This is a genomic window from Halapricum hydrolyticum, from assembly GCF_025517535.1.
Classification (GTDB): Archaea; Halobacteriota; Halobacteria; order Halobacteriales; family Haloarculaceae; genus Halapricum; species Halapricum hydrolyticum.
This window is the reverse complement of sequence record NZ_JAOPKC010000002.1, coordinates 106,314-128,853: the sequence shown is the minus strand read 5'-3', so window position 1 is coordinate 128,853 and position 22,540 is coordinate 106,314. Positions and strand designations below refer to the sequence as shown.

General features: G+C 59.6%; 24 protein-coding genes. 4 read left to right on the top strand and 20 right to left on the bottom strand.

The annotated features are described in order from the left end of the window. Positions 1-125: 125 nt before the first annotated feature. Both OB916_RS03635 and OB916_RS03630 read left to right on the top strand, forming a co-directional pair. Positions 126-587, top strand: a complete 462-nt coding sequence (locus tag OB916_RS03635; RefSeq protein ID WP_315907921.1) for a hypothetical protein — start codon at positions 126-128, stop codon at positions 585-587. Between the two features lie 59 nt (positions 588-646). Continuing rightward, positions 647-1,642, top strand: coding sequence for a radical SAM protein (locus tag OB916_RS03630; RefSeq protein ID WP_315907920.1), 996 nt, complete (start codon positions 647-649; stop codon positions 1,640-1,642). A 25-nt stretch (positions 1,643-1,667) separates the two neighbouring features. On the opposite strand, the gene OB916_RS03625 is transcribed toward OB916_RS03630, so the two are convergent. The 20 genes from OB916_RS03625 to OB916_RS03515 all read right to left on the bottom strand — a co-directional run bounded on the left by OB916_RS03625 (position 1,668) and on the right by OB916_RS03515 (position 19,223). After that, positions 1,668-2,102, bottom strand: coding sequence for a DUF5807 family protein (locus tag OB916_RS03625; protein WP_315907919.1), 435 nt, complete (start codon positions 2,100-2,102; stop codon positions 1,668-1,670). A gap of 235 nt (positions 2,103-2,337) precedes the next feature. Continuing rightward, positions 2,338-4,083, bottom strand: coding sequence for an archaellar assembly protein FlaJ (gene flaJ, locus OB916_RS03620; protein WP_315907918.1), 1,746 nt, complete (start codon positions 4,081-4,083; stop codon positions 2,338-2,340). Continuing rightward, complete coding sequence (locus OB916_RS03615) at positions 4,083-5,759, bottom strand: type II/IV secretion system ATPase subunit (protein WP_315907917.1); 1,677 nt, start codon at positions 5,757-5,759, stop codon at positions 4,083-4,085. Before OB916_RS03615 ends, flaJ begins: the two co-directional genes overlap by 1 nt. Positions 5,760-5,772: 13 nt before the next feature. Continuing rightward, positions 5,773-6,531, bottom strand: a complete 759-nt coding sequence (locus OB916_RS03610) for an ATPase domain-containing protein (RefSeq protein WP_315907916.1) — start codon at positions 6,529-6,531, stop codon at positions 5,773-5,775. After that, on the bottom strand, positions 6,528-6,986 hold the full coding sequence (locus OB916_RS03605; protein ID WP_315907915.1) for a flagellar protein G: 459 nt from the start codon (positions 6,984-6,986) through the stop codon (positions 6,528-6,530). The genes OB916_RS03610 and OB916_RS03605 overlap by 4 nt, the downstream gene beginning before the upstream one ends. Next, entirely contained in the window at positions 6,979-7,413 is a 435-nt protein-coding gene (locus OB916_RS03600; protein ID WP_315907914.1) for a flagellin, read from the bottom strand. The genes OB916_RS03605 and OB916_RS03600 overlap by 8 nt, the downstream gene beginning before the upstream one ends. Continuing rightward, a complete protein-coding gene (locus OB916_RS03595) occupies positions 7,397-9,094 on the bottom strand; it encodes a FlaD/FlaE family flagellar protein (protein ID WP_449267321.1) in 1,698 nt (565 codons plus the stop codon). Before OB916_RS03595 ends, OB916_RS03600 begins: the two co-directional genes overlap by 17 nt. A gap of 318 nt (positions 9,095-9,412) precedes the next feature. After that, a complete protein-coding gene (locus OB916_RS03590) occupies positions 9,413-9,931 on the bottom strand; it encodes a chemotaxis protein CheD (RefSeq protein ID WP_315907912.1) in 519 nt (172 codons plus the stop codon). Then, positions 9,928-11,145 carry a chemotaxis protein CheC gene (locus OB916_RS03585; RefSeq protein ID WP_315907911.1) on the bottom strand — a complete coding sequence of 406 codons (1,218 nt, stop codon included), beginning with the start codon at positions 11,143-11,145 and terminating at the stop codon, positions 9,928-9,930. The genes OB916_RS03590 and OB916_RS03585 overlap by 4 nt, the downstream gene beginning before the upstream one ends. Continuing rightward, positions 11,146-11,505: a chemotaxis protein CheY gene (gene cheY / locus OB916_RS03580; RefSeq protein ID WP_390884016.1), complete on the bottom strand. Its 360-nt coding sequence runs from the start codon at positions 11,503-11,505 to the stop codon at positions 11,146-11,148. 84 nt (positions 11,506-11,589) lie between these two features. After that, positions 11,590-12,231 (bottom strand): DUF7500 family protein, encoded by a 642-nt coding sequence (locus OB916_RS03575; protein WP_315907910.1) that lies wholly within the window; start codon positions 12,229-12,231, stop codon positions 11,590-11,592. A gap of 75 nt (positions 12,232-12,306) precedes the next feature. Next, a complete protein-coding gene (locus tag OB916_RS03570; protein ID WP_315907909.1) occupies positions 12,307-12,846 on the bottom strand; it encodes a hypothetical protein in 540 nt (179 codons plus the stop codon). A 126-nt stretch (positions 12,847-12,972) separates the two neighbouring features. Further along, entirely contained in the window at positions 12,973-13,866 is an 894-nt protein-coding gene (locus OB916_RS16990) for an archaellin/type IV pilin N-terminal domain-containing protein (protein ID WP_390884015.1), read from the bottom strand. 38 nt (positions 13,867-13,904) lie between these two features. Beyond that, positions 13,905-14,855 carry an archaellin/type IV pilin N-terminal domain-containing protein gene (locus tag OB916_RS03555; RefSeq protein WP_449267320.1) on the bottom strand — a complete coding sequence of 317 codons (951 nt, stop codon included), beginning with the start codon at positions 14,853-14,855 and terminating at the stop codon, positions 13,905-13,907. Between the two features lie 33 nt (positions 14,856-14,888). Continuing rightward, positions 14,889-15,806 (bottom strand): archaellin/type IV pilin N-terminal domain-containing protein, encoded by a 918-nt coding sequence (locus OB916_RS16985; protein WP_390884012.1) that lies wholly within the window; start codon positions 15,804-15,806, stop codon positions 14,889-14,891. Between the two features lie 38 nt (positions 15,807-15,844). Further along, complete coding sequence (locus tag OB916_RS03535) at positions 15,845-16,765, bottom strand: archaellin/type IV pilin N-terminal domain-containing protein (protein ID WP_315907908.1); 921 nt, start codon at positions 16,763-16,765, stop codon at positions 15,845-15,847. Positions 16,766-16,941: 176 nt separating this feature from the next. After that, entirely contained in the window at positions 16,942-17,235 is a 294-nt protein-coding gene (locus OB916_RS03530) for a DUF7521 family protein (protein ID WP_315907907.1), read from the bottom strand. 85 nt (positions 17,236-17,320) lie between these two features. After that, positions 17,321-17,656 carry a winged helix-turn-helix domain-containing protein gene (locus OB916_RS03525; RefSeq protein WP_315907906.1) on the bottom strand — a complete coding sequence of 112 codons (336 nt, stop codon included), beginning with the start codon at positions 17,654-17,656 and terminating at the stop codon, positions 17,321-17,323. A gap of 131 nt (positions 17,657-17,787) precedes the next feature. Next, positions 17,788-18,516: an RAD55 family ATPase gene (locus tag OB916_RS03520; RefSeq protein ID WP_315907905.1), complete on the bottom strand. Its 729-nt coding sequence runs from the start codon at positions 18,514-18,516 to the stop codon at positions 17,788-17,790. Between the two features lie 281 nt (positions 18,517-18,797). Further along, entirely contained in the window at positions 18,798-19,223 is a 426-nt protein-coding gene (locus OB916_RS03515) for a chemotaxis protein CheW (RefSeq protein ID WP_315907904.1), read from the bottom strand. A 206-nt stretch (positions 19,224-19,429) separates the two neighbouring features. Between OB916_RS03515 and OB916_RS03510 the strand changes: the two genes are divergently transcribed. Both OB916_RS03510 and cheA read left to right on the top strand, forming a co-directional pair. Continuing rightward, positions 19,430-20,503 carry a protein-glutamate methylesterase/protein-glutamine glutaminase gene (locus tag OB916_RS03510; protein ID WP_315907903.1) on the top strand — a complete coding sequence of 358 codons (1,074 nt, stop codon included), beginning with the start codon at positions 19,430-19,432 and terminating at the stop codon, positions 20,501-20,503. A 1-nt stretch (position 20,504) separates the two neighbouring features. Continuing rightward, complete coding sequence (gene cheA, locus OB916_RS03505) at positions 20,505-22,532, top strand: chemotaxis protein CheA (RefSeq protein ID WP_315907902.1); 2,028 nt, start codon at positions 20,505-20,507, stop codon at positions 22,530-22,532. The last annotated feature ends 8 nt before the right edge of the window (positions 22,533-22,540 follow it).

The window sequence follows — 22,540 nt, the reverse complement described above, 5'->3', positions numbered from 1 at the left end:
ACGTCGGCTTTCCAGCAACGTTTTTCCGGAGCAGACTCCGTCGCGCGACCCGTGAATGTACAATACCCGTTTAAGTGGCGTTCCGCAACCGGACGATACTTTCCTCGGCCGGGAGAACCGGGGGTATGGACTTCAATGGAGACACAGCCCTGATTGGAATCCTCCTCGTCGTGGGTGTCGTCCTGATAGCGCTCCCGGTCCTCGTGCCGCCGGACGTCCCGAACGACCGGGTCGAGTACTACGTCGAAGGCGACTGGATGGACAACGAAGACCAGCCGAACCTGGTGTACGCGAACCTCACCGAGGCCGAACGCGAGGTCTTCGAGGAGGCGCGCCGGACGAACGAGAACACGAGTAGCGGCACGCCGGTCAACTTCTCAGTCGATGAGGCTCCCGAATCGCTGACCCCCTCCCCGGACGGTATCAGTATCTACAACGTTCGCTACGAAAACGAGTGGTATCTCCTGCAGGTCAGACACCGCACCTACGAGGCGGATTTCGCGACCCAGCACCTCCCGCGACTGGGAGCGATGGCCCTCGGGGCCGTGTGTCTCGTCGGTGCTGCATACCGGCGGTTCGCCGTCTGATCGCCGAGTGTTTTCGCACGACTTTTGAGTATGCCCCAATTATAGGGGGTTACGACACGATGATCTCCAAGGGTTGCGAGCAGTGTGCCAAAGGCGGGAAGATGGTCATATTCGTCTACGGCTACTGTGATCAGCGCGATTGTTTCTACTGTCCCCTTGGGGAGAACCGCAAGAACGTCACCGACGTCTACGCCAACGAGCGGAAGGTCGAGGAAGATCAGGACATCATCCGCGAGGCCAAGCGCATGAGCGCGATGGGATCGTCGATCACTGGCGGCGAACCCCAGGAAGTGATGGACCGGACGACCCGCTACATCTCGCTGCTCAAAGACGAGTTCGGCGAGGATCATCACGTCCACCTCTACACGGGGATCACCGGCGGTCGTGAGAACATGCGCCGGCTGGCCGAAGCCGGACTGGACGAGATCCGTTTCCATCCACCACTCGAACAGTGGGGCGACCTCCACGGGACCGAGTGGGAGGAAATCCTCTATATAGCTCGTGAGGAGGGGATCACACCCGCCTTCGAGATCCCGGGGATCCGACCCGAAACGGAGTTCCTGGACTTTCTCGACGAGGGTGCCGCCGAGTTCTGCAATATCAACGAGTTCGAGATGTCACACGGGAACTTCCGTCGGATGCAAGAGGAAGGATACGAGCTCCGCGAAGGGCACATGAGTGCCGTCGAGAGCGGCCGCGGGGAGATCTTGGACGAGATGGGCGGCCACGAGAAGGTTTACTTCTGTACCTCGGTGTTCAAGGACGCCGCCCAGCACCGTCGTCGACTCAAGCGGATGGCCCGCAACGTCCGCCGCCCATTCGACGAGATCACCGACGACGGCACACTCGTCTACGGGAAGACGACGATCGATCCCGAGCGGTTCGAAGAGCTGGGCGTCCCGGAGGAGTACTACACCGTCAAGTCCGAACACGTTGAGGTGGCCTGGTGGCTACTGGAGGAGATGGTCGACGAGGGAGATATCGAGCGCGGCGAGATCGTCGAGCAGTATCCGACGGTCGACGGGACGGTTGTCGAGCGGACGCCGGTGGCATAGCATACGCCGAACGGAGTGAGGCGGCTCACCGCTCGCCGACGACCCACTTCTGGCTGTATCGCTGCCCGCAACTGCAGACCGCATAGGCGTGGACGACGTCACCCTCGGCGTAGATCCCACCGACCTCGTCGTTCTGTTCTTCGGCGAACGCGAACACGACGCGTGTGGTGTGATCCGCTTCGGGGTCGTCCTCGATAGCGGGACAGGTGCCACCGGTCAGGTCCGGTTCGATCGTTCCCTCGGTGCCCATGGCGGCCTGGGCCAGTTCCATCGGGTCGGTCCCGGCGGCTTTCTGGAAGGCGTTGCGGCCGTTCTCTCCCGGAAGGACGAGGACGACGCCGTCCTCGACAGTTTCCGCGTAGTCGTCCAGGGCGTCGAGGTTCTCGACAGCGTCCTCGTGCAGGAAGAAGGCGACGTCGTCTGGCCGCTCGCCGGCCAGGAACTCGGATCGCTTGCTCATGCCTATCAGGAGGCGATCCGCGTGGAAAAGTGACCCGATGCGGAGGACGCGCGTGGCAGTTCGGCACTGTCCGGTGTCGATGCGGAGCTTCGAGCATACGGCGGCCGACGGCCGGCGTTTCACTTCACCCGACCGAAGGGAGCGTGAAGGATGTGTTTCCCCGCGTTATTGCGGGTGGGGGCTCACCGCAGCGCGACAAAAGCGCGCGAGGAAGCCCCCGCCCGCAAAAAGTGGTCTAGATGGCCAGGAACTGCGTCACCATCCACTTCGTCAGGATGGCCGTAAGCGCCCCGAGCCAGGTGAGAAAAACGAAATGCATGTAGGAGTTCATCTTGTGGCCGCCATCGAGCGTGCGGACCATCAGTGCCGACAGCATCGCGTTGAATACGATGACGACGATCAACAGGAACTCGATCAGCGGGATGTTGTAGACGCTGGTGTTGATCAGTGAGGCGACGTCGAACTGCGGTGTATCGGCGAGATTGAGCGAGAGTCCAGTGAGGATGTTGACGACCTGGAGTCCGATGAAGAACGCGAACGTCGACGCTGCGGTGATACCGTACAGGAGCCCGATCAGCGTGGTCGTCTCCTGGCGGCGCTGCTGGCGTAACTGCAACACCTGGTTCATGTTTTCGGCGATGAGTTCTCCCAGCATCTTCGGATCGCCGCCCATCTCCCGGCCGACGAGGTACATCTCGGAGAACGTTTGAATGAGATACGAGCGACACTCGGCGGTGAAGTGACGCCAGGCACTGGCAGGCTCGATCCGCATGTTCAATCGCTTGTACAGGTTGTCTATCTGTGGCGTCAGCGCACCGAAGTCCTTCTTGCGGAGCGACTTCAGCACCGTCGAAGTCGTCGACTGCTTTGCGCCCTCGGTGGCCCCGAGCCCGCGGATAAAGCTGGGGAACTCCTCGTCACGGCCCTGGATCCGCTGCTCTTCGGCCCGAGCGACGAGTCCGGGGATTAGAAGTGGCGTCACGGGGACGGCAGCATACAGCGTCAACGGCGGTGGCGACCAGAACGGGACGAGCATGTCCAGTGTGATCGGACTCACGCCGATCCGACCACCGAACGTGATGAACACGAGCACGGCCGTGAGACCGAAACCGATCGCGAACGCCCGATTGAGACGCTCGTCGGCCGGAGAGGGATACTTCTCGGGGTGGAACCAGATCGGATCGTACGGAGCGATCGATCGAATTGCGAGGTAGAACCCGGCCTGGACGAACACGAACATGAGAATGACCGAAGCGACCGTCGCTGTCGGGTCGGTTCCGGTTAACACCGGCAAGACGACCGCGAACACGAGCGCGAACGTCATCGAGAGGATCATCGACAGATAGAGATCTTTCATCACGTTGAGGTTGCCGAGGGTCCCCTCGTAGACCGTCGTGTAGTTCTCGATGATCATGTCCTGTTCGCTAACGAGATAGTCGTCGAGCGCTTGCCCGGCACCGAGGTTGTACGCCAGTCGCTCGAAAAAGTCCGAAAGCGTCTCGCTCGGGACCTGCTTGGCTCGTCGTCGGCAGGCGTCGTCGAGGCTCTGGTTCCAGGTGTCGACCAGCTCGACGACCCGTCCTAGCTCGGTCGCGAGTTCACCGTATTCTTCCTCCTCGGCGAGCGCCCGGAAGACTTCCATCCGGTCGATCTTAGTCGTCGAGAGGACGGTCATGTGCGTGACCATCAGATGAAACCGGTTGTTGAGCTGGCGTCGTCGCTGGGAGAGCTGGACTTTGGGGAAGAACACCGCAGTCCCGAACAGCAGCAGTCCGAGCAGCGGGATCGGAGCCCGAATAAACAGCGGGGCGTCGAGCAGGAGCGTCGCAACGATCGTCACGAGGAAAAACACGGTCGCTGGCAACAGGATCGTCAGGAGATATCGCTGCAGCGGGATGTCCAGTTTCCTGTAGGAGTCCATCAGCCCCGCGAAGGTGCTCGACAGCGACAGGTCGATCGTGGCGGAATCTTTCGCTGCCATCAGTCAGGGCGGTGGATGTCGAATGGGACGCCCTCCAGTCCGTCCCGCTGGAAGTCCTCGATGAACTCGTTGACCTCGTGGTAACCGAGGATGTTCTCCTGGATGGCGCGCTGGATCAGGTCCGCCCGGAACTGCAGGTCGTCGTAGATGTCCCGGGTGTCTTCGTACCCGAGCAGCGTCGCGATCTGCTCTTCGAGGACGTACGAGTTGTTCATCCCCTGGAAGACGATCTCGTCTTCGACGGGGTCCCAGTAGAAGACCTGCCGGGTGATGACACCCTCCATCTCCTTGGAGTAGCCCTCGATCTCCTGGACGCTGGTCACGCGGCGGAGCACGTCGTCGCCCTGCTTGACGCGGTTCTGGAACAGTGCGATGTCGGCGTTGTCCATGAACGTCTCGGGGACGTTGATTGGATCGCCGGTGAACCGCTGGATCATCGAGACGATGTCGGAAGCGTGGAAGGTCAGCATGACCGGGTGACCGGTCTGGGCGGCCTGGAATGCCATGCGGCCCTCTTCGCCACGGACCTCGCCCACGATGATGTAGTCAGGACGGGAACGCAGGGCAGCAGCGACGAGATCGAACATGTCGACTCCGGTTCCGCTCGATTCGTCGCCCTCGCGGGTAAGAAGTTGCTGCCAGGTGTCGTGTGGCGGGAGGACTTCAGCGGTGTCCTCGGCGGTGTAGATCTTGCTGTCACGCGGGATAAACGACATGACAGCGTTCAGCGTCGTGGTCTTCCCGGACGCCGTTTCGCCGACGACGAAGACGGTCTGTTCGTTCTCCAGGGCGAGCCAGAGATACGCGGCCAGTTGGGGGCTCAGCGTCCCCCACTTGGTAATCTGGAAGATAGAGAGCGGCGTTTCGTCGCCCTGTCGAATCGTGAGACTGGGGCCTTTGATCGAGACGTCGTCGGAATAGATGAGGTTCAGACGCGATCCGTCCGGCAGCGTCGAGTCGACGATCGGATCGCTGTCGGAGACGGGATCGCCGATACGTTCGCCCATATTGCGCAGCCACTGGTCGAACTCCTCGTTGCTGTTCCACTCGACGGTCGTCTCGAGCATGCCGAAGACGCCGTGGTCGACGTAACACTCCGTCGGCCCGATGACGTGGATGTCCTCGTTCGCCGGGTCCCGCATGACCGGCTCGAGCGGTCCGAGGCCGACGATATCCCGGTTGAGCCGGTAGCGGATGTTCTCGTAGGTCTCGGGCTTGACGTCGACTTTCCCGATCGAACTGAGGTTGCGGAGCCGCGAGAGAACGCCCGACCCGCTCTCGCGGGTCTTGACGTTCGTCGTCTCCTGGAGGAGCTCCTCGATACGGTCGTCGTACTCGGATTCGTCGGTCGGAGCGGGCTTGTTGACACTGCGCTGAAGCAGGCGGTTGCGAACTTTGTTGAACACGACCTGCTCCTCGTCGGACAGCTCCGGCTCGATCGCGTAGTACTTCATGTCCTGCCCGATATCGCCGTAGATATGCGTAAAGATGGGGCCGCCGACCGGATAGAGTATGTTGGGACGATCGGTTTCGAGGTCGCCCGATGCCTCCTCGACGAACATCGGGAACTCGCCAGTGATCTGCTTGAATTTCTTGAGGTGGTCCCGGAGATGCGGCCGGTTTGCCGCGTACTGTCTGAGTTCGTCGGACGGTTTCGGTCGCCCCTGTTCTGTCATGCTCTCAGCTCCATTATGCCACGCTCCGTGATTCGATCACGATGCCGGTCCCAGAACGGACCGAGTAGCCGATGGTATCGCCGACCTGTTCGCCCATGCCGGCGAAGCGTTTGACCGAAATCTGTCGGCGCACGTCGTTGCCGACCTCGATCATCTCCAGTTCGAGGAACACGTCAGCGATCGACCGAAACGGACCGATCGCGTCCTCGTCCAGCGTCGACGGGTCGACGGTGAGAACGATGACCTTCCCCTCGGCGATGATGTCGCGGAAGAAGGAAATGATCTCCAGTGCCGCCTGTCGTTCCTCGTTTTTCCGGACGAGGGCTTCGAACTTCGGATCGTTTCGCAAGATCGCGTCGAACGTGTCGATGATGATCACGTCCGACTCCCACATGACTTCGGCGTCCATGAGCCGCTTGAGAAGGTCTTTCCGGTCACCTTCGTCGTCCTCGGAGAACGTGTTGGAATCGCCGATGTCCGCGTGCAAGAACAGCACATTCTCCTCGAGCATGTGCTCGACCATGTCGTAATCGAGGCTGTGCATCTGGTCCAGGAAGCTCCCGACGGTGAGTTCCGTTGAGAGCATCGTTACCTGATGTTCCTCTTCGCAGAGGCCGTAGGTGAACCGCTGGCTCATCGCCGACTTGCCGGCCCCGTAGTCGCCCTCGATGAGGACGATGCTCCCGGGAGGGATGCCACCGCCGAGTTCCTTGTTCAGCCGGTCCCGTTCGTCAAGCCCGAGCGAGAACAGGTCTGTCGTTGCAATGCTCATACGTTAAACCTGAACACCTCCTCGTCACCGTTGACAGTTACTTTGATCCGATGGTCGCCCGCGTCGAGATCCGGGGCACCAAACTCGACGCGGACGACATCTCCAGGCCGCCAGCTGTCGGGGTCCTGTCCCTCGATGACAGTCACTTCGAGTGGCGACTGCAAGACGCCATCGAGAAGGATCACCATCTGATCGCCGTTCGCTGGCAGTACCCTCGACCCGGTATTTTTCATCAGCAGCGTCACGTTCTGGTTGTCGGAGCGGTTGTAGATCTGTGCGCCGCTGTCACTGATGATCTCGACGTCAGTACGGACGTCCTGGCTCAGCGCGTCTCCCTGGTCGGAGACGCCATCGCTGAGGCGGCCGACAGTGTTCGTGATCGTCCCTGCGACGCTCGCAGCGACGAGCACACTGGCAATGAACAGGATCAGGTGGGACGCGGAAACGCTAGCCACGAGTCACCACCTCCGTCGCTGCCACGCCAGTCTCGGTCGCCACCTTGACCCGGTCTGGCTGACTCGCTGCGCTCACGCTGTACGTGAGTCGCTGGCCCGGTGCCCAGATGTCAGTCCCAGCGTCGCCGTCGACGTCCCGAGAGGCTGTCCGGTACTCGTTGTCGACGAGCAGGTCCGTATCGTTGACAGATAGCACCGTCGCCCCCGTGTTGTTGACTTCAACGACGAGACGTTCGGTCTCGTTGTCGTAGACGGCTGCAACGATCTCGATCTCCGTGTTCTGCTGGGCGAGCTGGCGGTCCTGCCAGTCATCATTTGCGTCGGTCATTTCTTCCACCGTGTTGGTACTGGCGGTGTAGAATGTCCCGAACGCGATGAACAACCCGACGAACACGATCGCTGCCGAACCGCTAACGCTGAAGCCCATCGGAACCACCTCCGGAGACCCCCATGCGCTCGACCTGTGGGGTGCCGTTGAGCTGGCCGATGTACTTCAGCGATCGCGTGTGGTGGTCGATAGTCAGGTCGCCGCCGGAACCGTCGTCGTCGAAGCCACGGAGGTAGTCCTGCAGACTGTCGGCGACTGACTCGCTCACCCAATCGATCCGCTCGTAGTAATCGATCGCCTCCGCAGTCGAACGGATCCCGACTTGGCCGACGAGATATTCGAGCCACTCGATGACGATGAGTTCCGAACCGTAGCCCTCCGGCATCGTCGCCAGGTACGGCTTTCCACCGCTTGCAGTGGCTTCCGTCTGCTCTCCGCCGCTTGCAGTGGCTTCCGTCTCGGTCGTCGCAGCGTTATTCGCCTGTGCGTCCGTCTCTGCCGGTTCGTCGGTGGCGGTGGGCTCCCCTCCGGTCGAGCCGGCTGTGTCGTGGTCGTCCGCGGACGGTTCGCCCGCTTCGAAGGGAGTCGCTTCGGCGGTGTCCGCGTCGTCGGCCTCAACGGTCGCTTCGTCCGTGTCGGCTTCGGCCGCCGTTCCCTCGTCGTCTTCGATCACCGTATCGAACAGCTCGTCGTCGGCCAGCTCGTCTTCGAGGCCATCGCCAGCCACGTCGCCGTCTTCGACTCCGATGTCTTCGGTGTCATCGAGCGCGCCGTCACCGGTGTCTTCGAACGCATCGTCCCCGGCAGCTGTAGCGCCGCCGAGGTCCTCCTCGAGCGTCTCGTCGGCGCTTCCGTCGTCGGTACCCGTCTCTTCGTCTGCCCAGTCTGCTTCGCCCGACTCGTACTCGTCTTTGAGTTCCTGGAACGATTTGCCGCCACCACTGCCGCCGTCATCGTCAGCCGTATCTTCTTCGAACCCGCCATCGTCGAAGTCGTCCTCGAACCCGCCGTCGTCGAAGTCATCGTCGAACTCGTCTTCTCCGAGCGCGTCGTCGTCGAACTCCTCCTCGAAGGGATCGCCGCTGTCTTCGAGTTCGTCTTCACCCATCACGTCCTCGACAGACTCGCCGAATCCTTCCTCGTCGTCCTCGACGAGGTCGTCGTCGAAGAAGCCCTCCGCGTCCGCGTTGGCGATATCCTCGTCGAGTTCGTCGTCACCACCGTCGTCCTGTTGCCCGTTATCGAAGAGTCCAAACGAGTCGCCGTCGCCCGCACCGCCCAGGCCGCCGCCTTCGATGTCGTCGGCGAACGGGTTGACGCCTCGCGTGACCATCTCGTAGATGTCGAGCAGCTTCCGGACGTTCTCCTCGACCTCGTCGACGGTCTCGCTTATCTGCTCGTTCTCGTTGCGAACCGTGTTGACAGTCGAGGAGAGACTCCCGACCTCCGTTTCGAGTTCGTCGAGCCGGTGTTCGAGCTCGTCCGTATCGGGGCCGCTGTCCATGTCGCCGAACTCGTCGTCACCGAACTCGCCGAACTCGTCGTCACCCTCCTCGAAGCCGCCGAGCCCACCCAGGTCGTCGCCGCCGTCCTCGTCCATCAGGCCGGCTCCGTCGCTCATCTGCTCGTTCCCGTCATCTTCCTCCTCGTCCGAGAGAATCGAATCGAAGACGTTCTTGATACTCATCCCAACGACACCTGCAGAAAACAGCGTCAACACCGCCGGATCGGCCGGTATTGCCACCTGACCGATTCCAGACACGCCGCTGGTTGAGGCCATCGTCGTCCCGACCAGACTCGACAGTGCGGCGACGGTGGCGAAATCACTCATTACTATGAAAATTCGCTCTTAGGCTCTTCAATGTACCGTTTAGAGTATCGTATTTGATAATTGACGAGTGTATTCACACAGTTTTATATAGAAACGATCGTCTGACATCGGAGTGAAAGCGTCGATCAGGACTGCAGACCCGTTCTAGCTGGTCGCTTGTGGGGCCGTATCAGCTACGCTTCGGATTAAATATCAAAATCTGGAGAGGATTTGAAGGTCGGGACTGACGACTGGTCCGCAGAAATTATATCCCACAGATATCAGTAATTACAAAACTGTACTCTCTTTGTTTGCGCTTTTGACGACCAGATCGCCGGTCGAACTTTTGAGTTTGATCGAACGACCGTGGTTCCCCCCGACATCCTCACCGACGATCGGGATGTCATATGCTTCGAGTGTTTCTTTGACCTGTTCGACGTTGCGTTGCCCGATGCCGGATCCGCTCTCGGAGAAATCGAGCATATCGCTGCCGCCAGCGATTTTTGCGACCATGTTCTCTCTGTCTCCGCCGGTGGCTTCGAGTTCCTCGATGAGCGTTTCGACGCCCGTGTCCGCGAACTTCGCCGAATTTCCGTCTTCCATGTCATCGGCCGACGGCAACATCACGTGCACAAGTCCGGAGACGGGAGCTGTGTCGTCGTAGAGCGCGACGCCGATGCAGGACCCGAGGCCGCTCGTCGTCAACACGGCGCCGTTTTTCGTCACGTCGTACTCCGCGATCCCGACTTTGATCTGCTCGGACTTGATTTCCGATTCCGTCTCCCCCTGTCCATCGTAGACTTTCATTCTTGGAATATCTGTTCGGGATCTGCGTCGGTCTTCCCGGCACGCTCGACCAGCAAGTCGTCCAGTGCCTGTCGCAGTTCCTGCTCGTTCGGTAGCGCATGGATCTCCGCCTCAAATTCGATATCGTCAGTGCGCATCGTCGAGTCAATGATGAAGGCGTGTTCCTGATGGCGACCGACCTGTGCCGCGAGCGGATCGATGATCGCCTGTCCCATGTCGTGGACCAGTCGCGGTGGCGTATGATCGACCGAGGTCTGTAGTACGTTCGCCCACCCGTCGACGAACCCGCTCGTCATGATGTTCCCCAGTTCTTCGATCGCGGATTTATGTTGGTCGGTCAGCTCGTCGTCCCCCATGTCGACCGGCATCATCGCCTCGGCAACGTTTTTGGCCGACACCTCATCGAACAGCACCATCAGATAGCCGCTCGGAACTCCCGTGAACTCGATGACAGTCCCGACGTAGGTCTCGTTGCTAATTTGCTTCGGGACGTCGGTAATCGGTGCGAAACTGATCTGTGAGACCTCAGCGACCGTCTCGATCCCCGTCATCATCGTGACGTTTTCGGCGGCCTTCTCGGTCCCACTCCGGGTCATCTCGTTGAAGACTTCGAGTTTGTCGACCGGGATCGCATCGTCTCCGGTGTCGGCGTGATCGGCCATCACAGTCGTCAGCGGTTCGTATTCCGGAAGCATATAGATGTAGAATTCGATCGACTCGTCGACCCACTCGATCCGGCTTTTGAACACGAACACGTGGTTCGTGTCGCCGCCAGCGGGCGCGTCCGGGAGCACCGCCGCGCCGTTGCCTTCGATGTAAGAAGGCGGCGAGTGATCGATAGAAGCACCCAGGTAGTCGGCCCAGCCGTCGATGAACCCGCTCATCATGATGTTACCGATCTCTTTAACACCGCTGCGGGCCATCGCTTTGCTGTCGGCACCTCCCACGAGCGCTTCGATCAACGACGTGCGACAGTCCCGGCTGAACACGAGCACCGTCTCGCCCGCGAGTTCGCCTTCGTAGTCGAACTGAACGCCGACGAACTCACGGTCACCGAGTTCCTCGCCAACGTCCTGGCGATCGACCAGCGACAGCTTCGTCACCTCGACGTCGGCTTCGATGCCGGTCATCTGAGTCATCGAGGTCGTCGCCTGCTCGGCACCCTCGCGAGCCAGCTGGTTGAACGTCTCTAGCGACTGGATGTCGACTTTCATCTATGACGGAACAACGTCTTCGATTGCTTCCATGACGCTCGGCTTCTGGAAGGGTTTGGTGATGTACCCGTCCGCCCCCGCCTTGACTGCCTCTTTCATTTTCTCCTCCTGGCCGACGCTCGTACACATGATGACGTTCGCATCCGGATCCTGGCTTTTGATCTCGTCAGTCGCCTCGATGCCGTCCCGGATCGGCATCACGATGTCCATCATGACCAGATCCGGCCGCTCTTCTTTGTATGTCTCGACGGCTTCGACACCGTTCTCGACTTCACCGACGATCTGGTGGTCTTCCTCGAGGATTTCTCGCAGGAGGTTACGCATGAACTCGGAGTCGTCAGCGATCAGTACTTCTGGCATGATCAGTCACTCTGAACGTACTGGAATCACCTAAATAAATGCTTTCGAGAGATTATCGCCATTGATACCGTTTCCGTGGCCGCACTAGAGCTTGAATCCGTCGTCACCGAGCGCTTCCAGCAGATCGGCGATCGTATCGTCCGGGTCGAGTCCCTCTCGTTTGATCGCCGTCGAGAGACTCTCGGTCGGATAGGTTATCGGCACGTTCGACTCGGTCAGCAAGATCCCAAGGATCTCCTCAACGGGCGTCTCACTGTCGATGTGCTGGGCGTACCACAGGATGAGACTTTCGAAGATCGTCACCACGTCGTTGGACATCATCCGGCGCTGGAACACCCGTCCGTCGAACGTCGCAGTCACGTGGAAACCGTATCGGGAGTCGGCCTCCTGGAAGCTCGTCTCCAGCCAGCGAGAGACGTCGCGTTCGGTCAACTCGGAGACGTCGGTCGGCTGGCTGTCAGTCGCCGGCGGACGATCCGGTCCGGCGGTCGGTTGCTCTGTACGGGACGTGTTCTCGTCGGCGTCCCCCGTCTGCGCATCGGCGTCGACTCGTTCCCGTGCGGGCTGGCTCGAAGCGACGTTCGGCGCGTCCTCGATCGGATCGTTCGGGGAGACGACGTATCGGCCGTCCTCGATCTCGGCGACGTGCTCGTCGTCAGAGATGTCCAGCTCTTCGGGGGCGAGCACGCGACCGTCCTCGTTGTCGGGATCGTCCCCGGGTCCCATACGTAGGTGTCTATCACGGTTGAGTATAATTCCGTCGGCTGGGCCGACCGGCTGACTACGGTGCCGTCAACTCGTCTAGCGGTCAACGGTCCTGTATGCGAGTGCAGCGATACCGAGGAGGGCGACGATCAACGCGGCGAGTGCAATCTCGACGCGGTCGATCGGGCCACCGAGTCCCGGGGCAGGTTCAGTCCGGACCTCAACGGAGAGGGTCTTTGTCTCGTATATCTGGAGGGACTGGTCGTCGACAACAGCGACCTGAAGCAGATGGGTTCCCTCCGTGGTCGCGTTCAGCGGTTGCGTGACGGTTGCAGTCTCACCGGGCGCGAGCGTCGGCTCCTCGAGCTGGTACCGCGCGGTCGAGTTGTCTGGGCGTTCGACATCCAGCATCACGATCGCCGTCGAGTTCGTCGATCCGACATTCTCGATAGTGATCGAGAGGTCTTCATTGTCCCCATTGATGATCAGCGTGTCAGGTGCCGAGGCATCCTGAATACAGACCTGTCGGTCGTCGACCGGCTGGCAGTCCTGGCCAGGTTGTGCGATAGTGCCGTGTGCTACCAGCCCGATTGCAGAGAGAGCCAACAGCAAAACAAGTGTCCTGCGCGTGTCCATACGTCGTAGTGAGACACGGGGAAGAAAAATCTACTTGTCCGTATCCGGTGAATTCACCGATCAGATCAAAGCGTAGTATTCACGTGCTCTGCGGGACAGAACGAAATAAGAGAACTAAACTGAGCGTTACAGCGCGACGGCTTGTTCGCCGCTCAGCGACTGCGGGACGACGATGCGCTCGGTGGTCGAGGCACCCTGCTGAGTGTTAATCTGAATCCGGGCGCTGGAACCTTCCGTGAGTTCCTCGCCGTAGACGTTGGCCGGACTCCCGAGCGTGTTGGTCCCCATATCGAGCTCGATGATCAGGCGGTCGTCGACAGAATTGATCACCGGCAGCGAGCCGTCCTCGTCTTTGAGTGCCGCCACACCGAAGGCACCGTCCTGTGCCCCGGCCGTGAAGACGTCCTCGTATACGAGATCGAAAGTGCCAGTGTCGTCAGTCTGCTGGATGGTCGCTTCCGACAGGTCGATATTGCTCGCACCCGGCGCTTTCGACACCGTTATCTCCAACACACCGATGGCATCATCAGTTTCAGGATCAGCATTATCCAACTGTGCAACATCGATACTGTCAAGTGTGATTTCTTCTTCACCATCGTACCTGATCGTATGTGCTTCTCTATCAACTATTGTGAATTGGTCCGTACTAGAAGAGCTTGGGCTAGTAGTGACACTATTTATTTCAACAATCTCATTGCCATTACCACCTAATGATAAGTCTTGGGTGTCACCCGGAGCAAGAGTGTAACCAGTACTATCCGTCTGTGTGGTTGTTGGCTCACTGTCAACAGGTACTTCAACAACCTCACCAGCGACAGCACTCACTTCCATGCGGTCAGTGACTTGTTGTTGACTCTCTTCGCCAGTCTGTTCGGCGCTACTCTGCAGGAAGCCGGCCGTATTGATCAGGACGCCAGCGGCGATCGCCGCCACCAGCACCATCGCGATGAACACGATGAGCGTCCCGATCCCGACCTGCCCGCGGTCGCGGTCTAGATTCGAATTATCTGTCTTGAACATTGTTCTGATTGGTGTGGGATTGAATTAGTTGATAGTCGTTACAGCGAGACGGCTTGTTCGCCGCTTAGGGACTGCGGGACAACGATGCGCTCAGTCGTCGAGGCACCCTGCTGGGTGTTTATTTGGATCCGAGCGCTGGCACCTTCTGCGAGCGGCTCACTGAACCGCTGGGCTTCGCTGACCCCTAACGTCTGTTGTTCGTCGGTGCCATCACCGAGATCAAGCTGGATGATCATTCGGTCGTCGACAGAGTTGATCACCGGCAGCGATCCGTCCTCGTCTTTCAGCGCCGCTACATGGAAGGCACCATCCGGACCGGGCTGATTGGCGCTAAACTTGGTCTGGTAAACGAGGTCGAAGGTACCAGTGTCGTCAGTCTGCTGGATGGTCGCTTGCGAGAGGTCGATATTGCTCGCGCCCGGCGCTTTCGACACCGTTATTTCTAGCGCACCGATGGCGTCCTCGGATTCGGCGAGCTCGACTGCGTACTCGACCTCAACGACATCGTACGATGTGCTTGTACTTCCCGGATCGACACCGGAAGCAAGCGTGATATCATCCGATTTGACGTTAAGATCTCCGTCCTCACTTTTGACGGTGTACTCTGTACCGTCATCATTATCTTTAATTATTGCAGTAGCCGATTCACTCGTATCAATTGCACCGGGGTCAAATGTAGAGTCAAACACTGAGTCTTCAGTGGAAGTACCCAGACCACTGGCGAGGTTGGCGCTGTCGTCAACGATCCTCTCTTCCGCGGTGAGTTCGATAACCTCACCAGCGACAGCACTCACTTCCATGCGGTCAGTGACCTGTTGTTGGCTCTCTTCGCCGGTCTGTTCAGCACTACTCTGCAGGAACCCGGCCGTGTTGATGAGCACGCCCGCGGCGATCGCCGCCACCAGGACCATCGCGATGAACACGATAAGCGTCCCGATCCCGACCTGCCCGCGGTCGCGGTCTGATTTCTTGTTATTTGTGTTGAGCATTGTTCTGATTGCTGTTGGATTAGTTGATAGTCGTTACAGCGCGACGGCTTCCTCGCCGCTCAGCGACTGCGGGACGACGATGCGCTCGGTGGTCGAGGCACCCTGCTGGGTATTGATCTGAATCCGGGCGCTTGCGCCTTCCGAGAGTTCCTCGCCGTAGACGTTGGCCGGACTTCCGAGCGTGTTAGTCCCCATGTCGAGTTCGATGATCAGGCGGTCGTCGACAGAATTGATCACCGGCAGCGAGCCGTCCTCGTCTTTGAGTGCCGCCACACCGAAGGCACCGTCCTGTGCCCCGGCCGTGAAGACGTCCTCGTATACGAGATCGAAAGTGCCAGTGTCGTCAGTCTGCTGGATGGTCGCTTCCGACAGGTCGATATTGCTCGCACCCGGCGCTTTCGACACCGTTATCTCCAACACACCGATTGCGTCTTCGGTTTCGGCCGTACTTGGCGAGTCGACAGTGTCAACCTGCAGATTGCTTGCGGTACCACTCAAAGTGATGGACTCGCTACCATCGTTTCGGAGTTTCGCATTAGTAGGGTCTCTGTCAACAATACTAAATTGATCAGACACGTCATTTGTATCACTGTCCTGGAGATTTGTGATTGCCACGACTGGGTTGGAGACGTCACTGCTGATATCAACAGTCTCCCCTGGGCCAACACTCGTACTTGTGGCGCTACTCAGGTCTATCGTGCTCGTCGAAACACTGTCAGCATACACTTCAACAACTTCACCGGCAACAGCACTCACCTCCATGCGATCAGTGACTTGTTGTTGGCTCTCTTCGCCAGTCTGTTCGGCACTGCTTTGCAGGAAGCCGGCCGTGTTGATCAGGACGCCGGCGGCGATCGCCGCCACCAGCACCATCGCGATGAACACGATGAGCGTCCCGATCCCGACCTGCCCGCGATCGCGATCTGGGTTCGAATTGTCTGTCTTGAACATTGTTTTGATTGATTTCGTATTGAATTAGTTGATAGTCGTTACAGCGCGACGGCTTCCTCGCCACTCAGCGACTGCGGGACGACGATGCGTTCGGTGGTCGAGGCACCCTGCTGGGTATTGATCTGAATCCGGGCGCTGGACCCTTCCGCAAGTTCCTCGCCGTAGACGTTGGCCGGACTCCCGAGCGTGTTAGTCCCCATGTCGAGTTCGATGATCAGGCGGTCGTCGACAGAATTGATCACCGGTAGCGACCCGTCCTCGTCTTTGAGTGCCGCCACGTCGAAGGCACCGTCCTGTGCCCCGGCCGTGAAGACGCCCTCGTAGACGAGGTCGAAAGTACCGGTGTCGTCAGTCTGCTGGATGGTTGCTTCCGACAGGTCGATGTTACTCGCGCCCGGTGCTTTCGACACCGTTATCTCCAACACGCCGATCGTGTCTCGAGTCTCCGCAGTACCGGGTGAGTCAACCACGTTGACTACGACAGCATCACTGGTGGTGTCCAGGGTAACGGTCTCACTCCCATCGTTACGGAGCTGGGCATTATCTCCAGAGCGGTCTACGATACTAAATTGGTCGGAGACATCATTGGAGACGCTATCTTGGAGCGTATCGATCCCTACTACAACATCGTCTGTAGCGAGACCACCAGAGATACTGACAGTCTCACCTGGAGCGACATCTGCGGTAGCCGCAGTGGTAGATTTTGTCGTAGTAGCGACATCATCAGTGTATACTTCAACAACCTCGCCCGCAACAGCACTCACCTCCATGCGGTCAGTGACCTGTTGTTGACTCTCTTCACCAGTCTGCTCGGCAGTACTTTGCAGGAAGCCGGCGGTGTTGATCAGGACGCCGGCGGCGATCGCCGCCACCAGCACCATCGCGATGAACACGATGAGCGTCCCGATCCCGACCTGCCCCCGGTCGCGATCTCGTCTGTCGTCGATTCGGTCGAACATTGTTTGGATCACGCCTGGTATCCAGGCTCTGTCCGAAACTGGTATGTTATCCAACTTAACCCTACTCCCCTCATTATCATGTCTGAAAAGATGTATTCATAACCCGCATATCCCTTTGTCAGTACTGAAAACGGCCGGCAGACTGTTCGAAACAGGCAGCTCCGAGCTGCGACCAATCAGGCCTGGTACGTCACGAGACTGTAGATCACAAACAGATACCCGAACGTCGTCAGGCCGCTGTTGACCAGCAACAGCGACTGGGGATTAGTAGCGGACGACATCCCAAAGTCTGTCAGGAACGCACTGATCATGGTCGCCGCCGCGCCCGCCACGGCCAGCGCGAACCCGAGCGACAGATGCAACATTGCCCGCCGAGACGTCTGTACGTACGCACGCATCGCCATCCCGACCATCGTCAGACCCGCGACGACGAAGACCAGTGTCAGGACGGCATAGAGGAACTCGATCATCCTACCCGGTACTCGTCCACGTCGTCTATTAAATCCCACCCTTGAAAATATCGCGGCTGATAACTGTGCCCGTGGGCGCGCGTGACTACCCCTCAGAGAGCGTCCGCCAGGCTTCGTCGAGTTTGTTCGTCACTTCCGATCGCTCTTCGACAGAGATACCCATCGATTGGTCGAAATCGACAGTCACCGACTCGACGTTGCGCCGATAGACCTTGATCCGTCGACGATCTTCCGAAAGGATACTGTCGTGTAATTCGAGCAATCCGTGTTCGGTCAGCTCGTCGATCCGCCGATAACAGGTCGCGATCGGAATATCGAGTTCGTCGCTGAGGTCCTGTGCTGACTGTGGCTCGTCCGCCGCGTCGAGGATCTCCGCACTGTATTTGTTCCCCAGTGTCCGGAGAAGATCGACCGAAGCCATCGTTATCAAGTTTTGAATTCTGTAGACAATAAATCTACCGCCTCTACCATCCACTAGAATTTCTTACAGTAGGGGCTTTTCAGTCGTGATATTACGGGGTGCAGGCCCGACACAGTCAGATCTCGGGAGTGTCACTCGATAGGGGAATCGCCCCGGTTCATCATCGAAAACTCGCTGGCGTTTTGGTGGACGGTGATCCCACCCCAGGATATCTCCATCGGGAAGATGTCCGTTTTGATGTCCTGCTTTCGCATCTTCGCGACCCAGACGTACCGTTTGACGCCCGATTCGGTCGGCGTCTGTAGCAGGTAGATATTTCCGTCGGTCAGGTAGTTTTCCAGCCCGATGTCGCTTTTCGGGAAGACGGCCCCCTGTTCGTTGGTCATCAGAGTCGTCAGTCCGTTCTCCTTCAGGATGTCAGAGAACTTCAGAAGATACGTGCGACGTTCGCGCTCGTCGTCGAAAAAGAGATTGAACATTGCGAGCGAATCCAACACGAGTCGCTCGTATTCGCTGTCTCTGAAGTCTTCGAGCAGCATATCGAGTGATGAAGAAAAATCGTTCTCCCCGAGCAGTTGCTTCTTGTCGTAGATGAGAATGTCTCCTCTCTCGACGAATTCCGGCCACTTGTCGAACCCGATCGACTCGGCGGCTTCGCGGAGGTCTTGCTGGTTCTCCTCGAAAGAGAGATAGATCCCCTTCTCATCGAACATATCTACGCCATTATAAATGTATTGCAGTCCGAGGATGCTCTTTCCTGCCCCAGGGTTGCCGCTGACGAGCGTCGTCGAGTCCTTCACGATGCCGCCGTTCAAGATTTCGTCCAGGCCGTCGATGCCGGTTTTTGTGAGTTCGATCATTGTGGTCCCGTCGCGTCACGCGACGCTCTGTTGGATGTATCTCTGGCGGGGAAGCAAAAAAGTCTTATTCATGCCTCGACACACAGAGTGGTCGTCGTACGTCGGTTCCTCCGACGCCACCACCGACGGAGGCGTGCTCTCTGAGGAGAGATCACCGCGCGCGCAGTTTCGCGTTCTCATCGTGCTGGCGACACGTTCGTAAGGGCATACAGCTACACATTCAGAGAGATATTCGGCACGACGGGGGGCCGAATGGGTTCGAGAAAGGATCGCCGGCAGTATCACGCGGTCCGGATCGCGTCCGGATTGACCCAGATGACGAATCCGCCGTCGCGCTTGACGACGCCTCGGACCGAATCGACGTCGTCGGTCGTCGGCGATCGATCGACGTTCTCGGGGTCGACCTGGCTCACCTGGTGAACTTCGTCGACGAGCCATCCGACCGCCCCCTGTTCGTCGTCCGCGATCTCCGGGTCGAAGACGATAATGCGGGACGGTTCGCCACCGTCGATGTCGAAGACGGTTTTGGGATTGATGATCGATGTCGTTCGCCCACGAAGATCCATGACGCCCTCTACGTGGGGTGGGGCGTTCGGGACCGACGTCAGCTCCCCGACGTCGACGATTTCCGTCACGTAATCGATACTCACGCAGTAGGTCTCGTCCCCGAGCTGAAATTCGAGGACCTGATTCGTTGCGTCTGACATGGTCTTTGTGTACGGCACGGCCGACTCGTTTCCGGCGGTCGATATCTGAACCCTCCCGACAAAATCCCTTAAGCGTGTCTCCTGTGCTATCAAGATTGAATACCAGGGCGGTGTCTTTATTTTGTCGCTCGGGATAGATGAGGCCAACGTGGACAGACGACCGGGCGATTTACGTCGTGTCCACATGTTTCACAGGTAAAAGACCTATGCCACGATCATCGCCGCGGGCTGTTGTCGCCGACGACTCGCATTTCATGCGAAGCGTCATCTCCGATATTCTCTCGGAGGGCGGGATCGACGTGGTCGCGCAGGCAAAAAACGGTCATGAAGCCGTCCAAGCCGTCCGCGAGCACGACCCCGACGTCGTCACGATGGACGTCGAGATGCCGGAGATGGACGGGATCGAGGCCGTCGGGCGGATCATGGCCCAGCATCCAACACCGATCCTGATGTTGAGCGCGCATACCGACGAGGACGCCGACGTCACGTTCGAGGCGCTCCAGAAGGGGGCAGTCGATTTCTTCACCAAACCCGGCGGTGAGGTCTCGATGGAGATGTCTCGGCTGAAAGATCAGCTGGTCGATATCGTCCATTCAGTCGCACAGGCCGAACCGAGAGCCGGCGACACCGCCGCCGAAACCACGAGTTCAGGTGCCGGGACGGAACGTCCGGACGCTGCGCCAGAGCGATATGGCGGACGGCCAACACTCGTCATCGGCTCCTCGACCGGCGGGCCGACAGTGGTCGAAGAGGTCATGTCGTCGCTGCCGCTCACGGCGTCGCTGCGCGTGCTGATCGTCCAGCACATGCCCGGCGGGTTCACCGGTCGGTTCGCCGAACGGCTGGACGCCCGAAGTGAATACGACGTCTCCGAGGCGCAAGACGGGGCCCGTATCGGCAGCGGCGAAGCGCTCGTGGCCGCCGGCGACCAGCACATGGAAGTCGCGAACTACAGTCACGGCCGACTCCGCGTGTCACTGACCGACGATCCGCCGGTCAACAGCGTTCGTCCCGCCGTCGACGTGACGATGAAATCTGCCGCCGAAACGGTCGACGATCGGTTGATCGGTGTCATCCTTACCGGGATGGGCGAGGACGGTGCGGACGGTATCCGTGCGCTCAAAGAGCGAGGCGCTCGAACGATCGCACAGGACGAAGCTAGTTCGGCAGTGTTCGGGATGCCAAAGCGGGCGATCGAAACTGGCTGTGTCGATACGATCACGTCGATCGAGTCGATCCCGGCGGCCATTCTCGATGCGGTACCACAGGAGGTTCACTAACATGGACGATCAGTATCTCGACGCGTTCATCCGCGAAAGCGAGGAAGCGATCACCGAGTTGAACAACTCGCTGCTCGATCTCGAATCGGACCCTGAAAACACCGAGGCGATGGAGGCGATCTTCCGGACTGCACATACGCTGAAGGGCAACTTCGGCGCGATGGGCTTCGACGACGCCTCCGACCTCGCTCACGCCATCGAGGACCTCCTTGATGAGATGCGTGACGACCACCTCGAAGTCACGCCGGAGATCATGGATCTCATCTTCGCCGGCGTCGACCAGATCGAAGCGATCGTCCACGAGATCGACGAGACTGGCGAATCGACGGTCGACACCGACGCGATCGTCGCGGACATTCGCGGAGTTATGGATGACTCCGCTGATGGCGTGAGCGAGGCGACCGACAAACAGACGGGCGAACCGAGTCGGGATCCCGAGGAGTTGCTCTCCGGGATCGAACTGCCGGACGTCGACGGACCGGTCTACCACGCGTCGGTGTCGGCCGGTGACGCACAGATGCCGGGTGTCGACGCGATGCTGACCCTCGAGTCGATCGAGGACGCACTGGCGATCCTGGCCACCGATCCGTCCCGCGACGCGATCGAAGACGGTGACTTCGAGGACGCCTTCGACGTGTTCCTCGCGGGCGCGCACCGCTCGGCGGTCGAGGCGACGCTGAGCGCCGCGAGCAAGGTCGAAGACGCAACGGTGACCGACGTGACCGACGCCCTCGAAGCACGGGCGGCGGGAGTCGACGACGGGGCGTCGTCGACAGAGACCGACAGTGGGGCGGCTTCGAGTACCGGCAGTGGAGCATCTGCCGGGACAGGGAGCGCGAGTTCGGCCACGGCCGATACGGCGGACGCGTCGGACGGTGAAGCCGGATCGGTCGAGGAGATCAAGTCCGTTCGGGTCGACGTCGATCAGCTCGACGAACTGCACGGACTGGTCGAACAGCTAGTGACGAGCCGGATCAAGCTCCGGCGCGCGGTCGAGCAGGAACGGCTCGATTCCGCCTCGGAGAACCTCAACGAACTCGACAAGATCACGGCGAACCTCCAGAACACGGTCATGGACATGCGGTTGATCCCGCTGAAAAAGGTCGTCGGGAAGTTCCCGCGGCTGGTTCGGGACCTCTCGCGGGATCTGGGCAAGGAGATCGATTTCACCATCGAGGGCGAAGACATCGAGCTCGATCGGACGATCCTCACAGAGATCTCCGATCCGCTGATGCACATCCTGCGGAACGCGGTCGACCACGGGATCGAACCGCCGGAGGAACGCGAGCGGCTCGGCAAGTCCCGAACGGGCGAGGTCACACTGTCGGCCTCCCGGGAGCGCGATCACGTCATCATCGAGGTTGCGGACGACGGGTCCGGACTCGACGTCGATGCGATCAAAGACCAGGCGCTCGACCAGGGGGTTCGATCACCGGAAGAGATCGAAGCGATGACCGACTCGGATCTCTACGATCTGATCTTCCACCCCGGCTTTTCGACGGCGGACGAAGTCACCGACACGAGCGGTCGCGGCGTCGGCATGGACGTCGTCCACGAGACAGTCACGAAACTCGACGGCAGCGTCAACGTCGAGTCCACGCCGGGAGAAGGGACGACCGTTTCGCTACGTCTGCCGGTGACGATGGCGATCGTGAAGGTGTTGTTCGTCCAGGTCGGCGACGAACAGTACGGCGTCCCGATCAAGAACGTCGACGAGATCACCCGGGCGACGAAAGCCCAGACGATCAACGGAACCGAAGTGATCAAGCACAACGACGAGATCTACCCGGTCGTCGACATCGCGAAGACGTTCGACGTGCCCGGAGAGACGAAAAACGGCGACGGGATGCTCGTTCGGATCCGCGAGTCCGAACGTCGGATCGCCCTGCACTGCGATTCCGTCGAGAGCCAGGAGGAAGTCGTCGTCAAACCCCTAGAGGGGATCCTCTCGGGAACGCCCGGTCTCTCCGGGACGGCAGTGCTAGGCGACGGGAACATCGTGCACATCCTCGACGTGGTGACGCTGTAAGATGGTTC

Coding starts and splice junctions, on each gene's coding strand:
- OB916_RS16985 (WP_390884012.1), bottom strand. CDS start 15,806: ATGTTCAAGACAGACAATTCGAACCCAGATCGCGATCGCGGGCAGGTC.
- OB916_RS03610 (WP_315907916.1), bottom strand. CDS start 6,531: ATGAGCATTGCAACGACAGACCTGTTCTCGCTCGGGCTTGACGAACGG.
- OB916_RS03615 (WP_315907917.1), bottom strand. CDS start 5,759: ATGACAGAACAGGGGCGACCGAAACCGTCCGACGAACTCAGACAGTAC.
- OB916_RS03555 (WP_449267320.1), bottom strand. CDS start 14,855: ATGCTCAACACAAATAACAAGAAATCAGACCGCGACCGCGGGCAGGTC.
- OB916_RS03575 (WP_315907910.1), bottom strand. CDS start 12,231: ATGGGACCCGGGGACGATCCCGACAACGAGGACGGTCGCGTGCTCGCC.
- OB916_RS03525 (WP_315907906.1), bottom strand. CDS start 17,656: ATGGCTTCGGTCGATCTTCTCCGGACACTGGGGAACAAATACAGTGCG.
- OB916_RS03530 (WP_315907907.1), bottom strand. CDS start 17,235: ATGATCGAGTTCCTCTATGCCGTCCTGACACTGGTCTTCGTCGTCGCG.
- OB916_RS03625 (WP_315907919.1), bottom strand. CDS start 2,102: ATGAGCAAGCGATCCGAGTTCCTGGCCGGCGAGCGGCCAGACGACGTC.
- OB916_RS03595 (WP_449267321.1), bottom strand. CDS start 9,094: ATGGCCTCAACCAGCGGCGTGTCTGGAATCGGTCAGGTGGCAATACCG.
- OB916_RS03590 (WP_315907912.1), bottom strand. CDS start 9,931: ATGAAAGTCTACGATGGACAGGGGGAGACGGAATCGGAAATCAAGTCC.
- OB916_RS03570 (WP_315907909.1), bottom strand. CDS start 12,846: ATGGACACGCGCAGGACACTTGTTTTGCTGTTGGCTCTCTCTGCAATC.
- OB916_RS03510 (WP_315907903.1), top strand. CDS start 19,430: ATGCCACGATCATCGCCGCGGGCTGTTGTCGCCGACGACTCGCATTTC.
- cheA (WP_315907902.1), top strand. CDS start 20,505: ATGGACGATCAGTATCTCGACGCGTTCATCCGCGAAAGCGAGGAAGCG.
- flaJ (WP_315907918.1), bottom strand. CDS start 4,083: ATGGCAGCGAAAGATTCCGCCACGATCGACCTGTCGCTGTCGAGCACC.
- OB916_RS03520 (WP_315907905.1), bottom strand. CDS start 18,516: ATGATCGAACTCACAAAAACCGGCATCGACGGCCTGGACGAAATCTTG.
- cheY (WP_390884016.1), bottom strand. CDS start 11,505: ATGCCAGAAGTACTGATCGCTGACGACTCCGAGTTCATGCGTAACCTC.
- OB916_RS03600 (WP_315907914.1), bottom strand. CDS start 7,413: ATGGGCTTCAGCGTTAGCGGTTCGGCAGCGATCGTGTTCGTCGGGTTG.
- OB916_RS16990 (WP_390884015.1), bottom strand. CDS start 13,866: ATGTTCAAGACAGATAATTCGAATCTAGACCGCGACCGCGGGCAGGTC.
- OB916_RS03535 (WP_315907908.1), bottom strand. CDS start 16,765: ATGTTCGACCGAATCGACGACAGACGAGATCGCGACCGGGGGCAGGTC.
- OB916_RS03585 (WP_315907911.1), bottom strand. CDS start 11,145: ATGAAAGTCGACATCCAGTCGCTAGAGACGTTCAACCAGCTGGCTCGC.
- OB916_RS03635 (WP_315907921.1), top strand. CDS start 126: ATGGACTTCAATGGAGACACAGCCCTGATTGGAATCCTCCTCGTCGTG.
- OB916_RS03630 (WP_315907920.1), top strand. CDS start 647: ATGATCTCCAAGGGTTGCGAGCAGTGTGCCAAAGGCGGGAAGATGGTC.
- OB916_RS03515 (WP_315907904.1), bottom strand. CDS start 19,223: ATGTCAGACGCAACGAATCAGGTCCTCGAATTTCAGCTCGGGGACGAG.